The organism is Candidatus Cardinium sp. cByotN1 (assembly GCF_022810525.1).
Taxonomy (GTDB): Bacteria; Bacteroidota; Bacteroidia; order Cytophagales; family Amoebophilaceae; genus Cardinium.
The window spans coordinates 1-5,688 of the sequence record NZ_JAACGG010000038.1 but is presented as its reverse complement, the minus strand read 5'-3'; the positions used below and the strand labels follow the sequence as shown (position 1 = coordinate 5,688).

General features: G+C 35.7%; 6 protein-coding genes and 2 pseudogenes. 3 read left to right on the top strand and 5 right to left on the bottom strand.

Annotated features, from left to right (window positions below; translation table 11 throughout):
* Window positions 1–394: 394 nt before the first annotated feature.
* The 4 genes from MUW73_RS01280 to MUW73_RS01265 form a co-directional block, all read right to left on the bottom strand.
* Window positions 395–1,156 (bottom strand): TatD family hydrolase, encoded by a 762-nt coding sequence (locus tag MUW73_RS01280; protein WP_243018347.1) that lies wholly within the window; start codon window positions 1,154–1,156, stop codon window positions 395–397.
* A 13-nt stretch (window positions 1,157–1,169) separates the two neighbouring features.
* Window positions 1,170–1,685: a metallophosphoesterase family protein gene (locus MUW73_RS01275; protein ID WP_243018348.1), complete on the bottom strand. Its 516-nt coding sequence runs from the start codon at window positions 1,683–1,685 to the stop codon at window positions 1,170–1,172.
* Window positions 1,686–1,757: 72 nt separating this feature from the next.
* Window positions 1,758–2,813, bottom strand: coding sequence for an AAA family ATPase (locus MUW73_RS01270; protein ID WP_243575179.1), 1,056 nt, complete (start codon window positions 2,811–2,813; stop codon window positions 1,758–1,760).
* Between the two features lie 166 nt (window positions 2,814–2,979).
* Window positions 2,980–3,495, bottom strand: a complete 516-nt coding sequence (locus tag MUW73_RS01265; protein ID WP_243018350.1) for a methylated-DNA--[protein]-cysteine S-methyltransferase — start codon at window positions 3,493–3,495, stop codon at window positions 2,980–2,982.
* 172 nt (window positions 3,496–3,667) lie between these two features.
* On the opposite strand from MUW73_RS01265, the gene MUW73_RS01260 reads away from it, so the two are divergent.
* From MUW73_RS01260 to MUW73_RS01255, 3 genes and pseudogenes are all read left to right on the top strand, one after another.
* Window positions 3,668–4,561 (top strand): LD-carboxypeptidase, encoded by an 894-nt coding sequence (locus MUW73_RS01260; RefSeq protein ID WP_243575178.1) that lies wholly within the window; start codon window positions 3,668–3,670, stop codon window positions 4,559–4,561.
* A 337-nt stretch (window positions 4,562–4,898) separates the two neighbouring features.
* A pseudogene (locus MUW73_RS04665) lies at window positions 4,899–4,979 on the top strand (winged helix-turn-helix transcriptional regulator); the annotation flags it as partial.
* A gap of 149 nt (window positions 4,980–5,128) precedes the next feature.
* On the top strand, window positions 5,129–5,296 hold the full coding sequence (locus MUW73_RS01255) for a hypothetical protein (protein WP_243018354.1): 168 nt from the start codon (window positions 5,129–5,131) through the stop codon (window positions 5,294–5,296).
* 161 nt (window positions 5,297–5,457) lie between these two features.
* On the opposite strand, the pseudogene MUW73_RS01250 reads toward MUW73_RS01255, so the two are convergent.
* Window positions 5,458–5,688: pseudogene (locus tag MUW73_RS01250) on the bottom strand (Rpn family recombination-promoting nuclease/putative transposase); the annotation flags it as partial.

Sequence of the window (5,688 nt, the reverse complement as noted above, 5' to 3'; positions counted from 1 at the left end):
ATTATTTATTTTTTTTATTTGATTATAAATGTTTTTCTCTTACTTTTTTCTTGATAAATAAATAGCTTTACATAATTCATTTTTTACCAGTCTCATGAACAGATACTAAAAAGCTATTAGCTTAAATTACAAATTCTTAAGCCATTTTGGCTCGCTTTTCCAATTTTTAACAAAATTGGGCTTGATCCTGTATAAGCTTATGTGCCAGCTCTGAGAGCTTACGTATAAAAGCCACAATGACTACTTTTTTAGGTTTATGCTTATACTAGCCCTATCATACGATGGTCGTTTAAGTAAAAAGAGCCTCTTTTAGCAGTTTCGTGCACAGATACTAAACAGGAAACTAAAAACTATTGACTCATGCATTCAAAGAGCAAAGGTACAACTTAGATGCTTAACTTGCTTCAAAAATTGCCTCAGCATTTCGGGTAGTCATGTATGCCACCTCTGCTAAGGTTACCTCTTTTACTAAAGCAAGTTTTTCTGCTATGTAACCTAAGTAGCTTGGCTGATTAGGCTTTCCCCGAAAAGGAACTGGTGTTAGATAAGGGCTATCTGTTTCTAGCACTAAATGTTTCAGATTTATAGCTGCTATGATTTCTGCCAACCCACTTTTTGGTAATGTAATAATTCCGCCAATGCCTAGTGAAAAACCCATTTTGATACATTTTTCTGCTTCTTGTAAATTGCCCGTAAAACAGTGAATGACGCCTTTTAGGTTACCATCTTGTGCTTTTTCTAATAATTGGATCACTGCCTGAAAAGCATTTCTGCAGTGAATGGAGACCGGAAGATGATAGCGTTTGGCTAAATCTAGTTGAATCTTAAAGGCTTCTTGTTGTTCTTTAAACAAGGCAGTATCATGGTATAGGTCTATGCCAATTTCACCTATTGCTATAAAATCGCTTTTATTAAGCCATTCTTCTACCAGGTATAATTGTTTGGTAAAATCTTTTCTGATGTGACAAGGATGGATGCCCATCATAGGCAGACAACAAGGGTATGCGGTTGCTGTCTCCAACATCGCAGCTATGGTTGCTTCATCTATATTGGGCATATAGATTTTTTTGATATGATTTTTTTGTGCACTGTTTAAAACTAGTGATAGTGGTTCTTGAAGATCATATATGTGTGCGTGGGTATCAATCAGTTCCATAATGCATCAATGATTAACTGTTGTCTATGAGTGCTGCCCTCTTGCCTAGCTCTATAACCTCTATATTACCAATTTTTTTTTTGTTTATTTCAAAACGGAGAACTGTACGCATATAATGTGCACCATGGACCCCAGCAGCACCAGGGTTAAGGTAAAGTAGCGGAGGTCTTTTGATATCATGCATCACTCGTAAGATGTGTGAATGACCACCCACCAAAATATCAGGTTGTGCTTGGCTTAATTTATTGCGCATGGGTGGTGTGTATAAAGGAGGATAGCCTGTTATATGCATCAGCCATATAGAGACATCTTCACATTTAAATTCGTGAAATTCAGAATATTTTTTTCTTATTAACGGTTCGTCAATATTGCCATATACAGCTCTAAACCTTTTAAAACCATCGAATGACCTTAGCAATTCGGGGTCGCCGATATCGCCTGCATGCCATACTTCATCACATTGTTCAAAGTGATCAAAAATTTTAGGATCTAGCCATCCGTGGGTATCTGAAAGCAAACCAATTTTCATATCAATATTGTATCAATGTTTTTAGTATATGTTTAGACCATATCCGCATGTAGGATCTACCTAATAAAATCTTTATCCCCCTGGAGTGGTACTTCCTATATGCATTGCTGTTTTCATTTCATCCATAGCTGTAAGAAAGTTGTTCATCATTACAAACTTTTGATTTTTCGTAGCTGCACTTAAGGCAGCTTTATTACACATAGTTGCCAGATCTGCTCCAGAGAATCCCACTGTTTGTTCTGCAAGTTGCTTGGTCAGTATTGGGTCTTTTACCTTTAGTTTTTTGATATAGCATTGTATGATAGCTTCTCTATCTACTAGGTTTGGCTTATCTATCACTATTTTTTCATCAAATCTTTGTGAGCGAATCAGTGCAGGATCTAATGACTCTGGTCTATTGGTAGCAGCTAGTACAATCACGCCAGCGTTTAGCTCGAAGCCATCCATTTCCTCTAAAAGAGCGTTTAATGTTTTTTCGTGTTCTTCTGTTGAACAATTGCTCTTTCCTGTACTACGCTTATTACCTATGGAATCTATTTCATCAATAAAAATAATACAAGGTGCATTTTGTTTTGCCTTTTCAAAGAGTCTATAAATAGCTTGTGGGCCGCTATTCATATATTGAGTCATAAAACTTGAGCCACTTTGGTAGAAAAACGGCACACCTGCTTCTCCAGCTACCGCTTTGGCCAGTAATGTTTTACCCACTCCTGGAGACCCTGCTAGCAGTATACCTTTAGGAATTTTTGCGCCAAGTGCCGTAAATTTTTCAGGTGTTTTTAAAAAGTCTATGATTATTTTTACTTTTTCCTTAGCTTCTGTCATCCCACCTATGTCTTTGAAGGTTATTTTTGTTTTTTCCTTCGTCTCTGTCATCCTATCTATATCGTTGGAGGGTTTTAGTTTTTCCTCAGCCTCTGTGATCCCCAATATATCTTCCAAGGTTCTTCTTTTTTTGTTATCCTCTGTGATTCCCAATATATCTTCTAAGGTTCTTCTTTTTTTGTTACCCTCTTTAGTATCGTCTTGATCTATACGAGCATCACAAGCGTAACAAGATGACAAAAAATTAAAAATAAAATTATAAGTAACAAAAAGCACTATGCATCGTATATTATACATTTTCATATTTAAAACATTAAATTTATAGCTAGTTTATGATACATTCATATGCTATTGACAAATTTAGGAATTTTTATACGATAAACTTGCTGCTTAGCTGCAGCAGTGCTTTATCATTTATAAACTGTTTTTTTAGTGCTATAAAAATAATTTTTTTTTAAAAATTGATCCCCTAGCTTTCTAAGTTCAGTAATTGTTTTTTTACGGCTATCCCTCCAGCATACCCCCCTAGTGAGCTATTGCTTCTAATCACTCTATGACACGGGAGTATAATAGATAAAGGATTTTTACCAATAGCTGAAGCTACTGCTCTAATGGCATTCGGATAAGCGGTTAAAGCGGTTAATCTTTTGTAGCTTAATACCTCCCCATATGGAATTTTTGCTAAAACATTCCATACATTGATTTGAAAATCAGTTCCATATAATTTATAGTCAATGGTAAATGAGCTTTTCCCTAAAGTAAAATAGGCATCTAATTGTCTCTTTGTATCGGTAAAAATGGGTATATCCGCATTATACTCCCCGTTTTGGTGTAGGGTAGGGAAATGTTTTTGGCCCTCTATATGGAGGCCAATGAGCTTACCATGCTTAGCGGTTAGCAATAGTTTACCAATTGGCGTTATGATATAAGTATAGTATATTACCCCACTGAGCCATTTATTTTGCTCTAAGCGCTTTGGATCCATGTTATAGAAGCGGTTGTCATAGCCTGTGTTAGCTATAGCTAATTTATGATTTTTTATAGATCGTTCTCAATAAATTTAAATATCGATTATGATGCGTAGGTTTTGCACGCTACCTATTTTCTTTTTGCTATCTAGCTTTTCAAGTGTAGCATTTGAAAAAATGCATCTGAAAATGGTTGATTTATTAAAAGATATACCTATTACAGTTGTTGCTCCTGCTTCAGGTCTCAATAAAGGTGAATTAACTACTTTAAAGGGTATTGCTGCATTGAAATTAAATATACCAAGAGGCTCTTTTGATCAAAAAAAATCTGTTTTTCACTCTAATAGTGATGAAATACGATTTAAACATTTAAAAGATGCATTGTTCGATGATGGGAATCATGTCGTATGGACCTTACGTGGCGGATATGGTGCTGCTAAGCTAATCCCTGCTTTACAGCAATTACCGATACCGGCTAGAGAGAAATTTTTTATAGGGTATAGTGATATAACCGCGCTCCATATTTTTCTTACTCAAGCGTGGGGCTGGAAAACCATTCATGGGAGCGGAATCGTTGAAATGATTAAAAGTGATAAACATCGCGCTAATTTCATCAAGATAGCTGAGATAATTGCTGGCAGGGTTAAAGAGATAACTGTTGATCAACTATTTCCAATGAATCGAGCAGCCCAATCTACACATAGTGTGCAGGGCAAGCTTACGGGTGGCAATATAACTGTTTTGCAAACAGGTATTGGCACAAATTGGCAAGTAAAAACAAAAGATAAAATTTTATTTTTAGAGGATACACAAATAAAAGCTTATCAGCTAGATCGTTCTTTACTCCATTTTACACAAGCCGGTTTGCTAAAGGATGTAAAGGCTATAGTATTTGGCCATTGTGGCGCTGATAATAAAGAAATTATAAAAACACTTAATCAGTTTGCAGCTAGTTTGTCTATTCCAGTGTTTAAAACGCATAGGTTTGGTCATGGAAGCATTAATGATCCTATTATTTATAATACTGTGAGTCAGATTGTGGCTGTACATGATAGTAGTTTTACGTTAGTTATGAAGGTGTAAAAATGTACTTGTTTACGGAATTGATACAAAAGGCTTTTTCCTTCCCCTTTTGGTTCAAGCCTATCAGTGTCTTTGGCTTGCTAGGACCTTACGATGTTTACAATCATTCGCATCTGCTATCCATTAAAAATAATTAAAAATTCTTTAAGTTGACGCCATTGGGTGAACGGCAACGTGTTTTTACGTTTTGTTTGTAAGTAGCTTGACCACATTATTGAATGGATCCTTTTTATAACCGGTATTATGGCTGATGGATGCATTGAATTCCCGCGCTTTTATCACTTTGCTCAACAAATCACCTTATGGAGTCAGACAAAATAGATAAGCATATGCAAAAATCACCAATGCGGCACTTGCGCAAACAATCAATCTCTCTCCTGCTGCCACGCTGGAACGGGTAAAAAAGTTAGAACAAAATGGCATTATCAAAAAGTATATTGCAGCAATAGATTATCCACAGTTAGGTTTTTACATTCATCTAATTGTTGGTGTTCGTCTGCAGAAAATCACGGCTGAAAATATCAAGGTATTTAAACTTACGATTGATAAAATCGCATCCATTATTACTTGTTATCAAGTAATAATGGATGCGATTTTATCTTACTGGTCCATGCTCAGGATATGGCTAGTTACCAAACGATGGTCATAGAAAAACGCTATATGTTGTCTATAGTTGACCATCTAAAAACTTTATCAGTTACCCAAATACTTAAAGATAAACCGCTCTATTTATAAGTTTGCTTTCAGTACTATGTCAAGTAAATTTGTTAAAGGTGGCATAACTGTGTTAGCTAGTGAAACCAATATCAGATGTGTTTGCTGGGTCAATTAGTAAAAGCATATATTGGCAACTTGGCATAGCTAAGTTGCCAGAAGAATAGTACTTACCTCTTTACTTATAGAAGCTTCTGTATATCGGATTTTGCTAACCCAGTCAGGAAGGTAATATCTTCTAGCCTATACCCATTTTTAACCATAGATTGAGCTATTTCTAATTTCCCTTCTAATTTCCCTTCTAATTTCCCTTCTAATTTCCCTTCTAATTTCCCCTCATTTCTAGCTTCTTCTATACTATTAGCTTCTATTCTGAGCCATTTTAAGTGATCTTCGTAACCCATTCTTTCCTC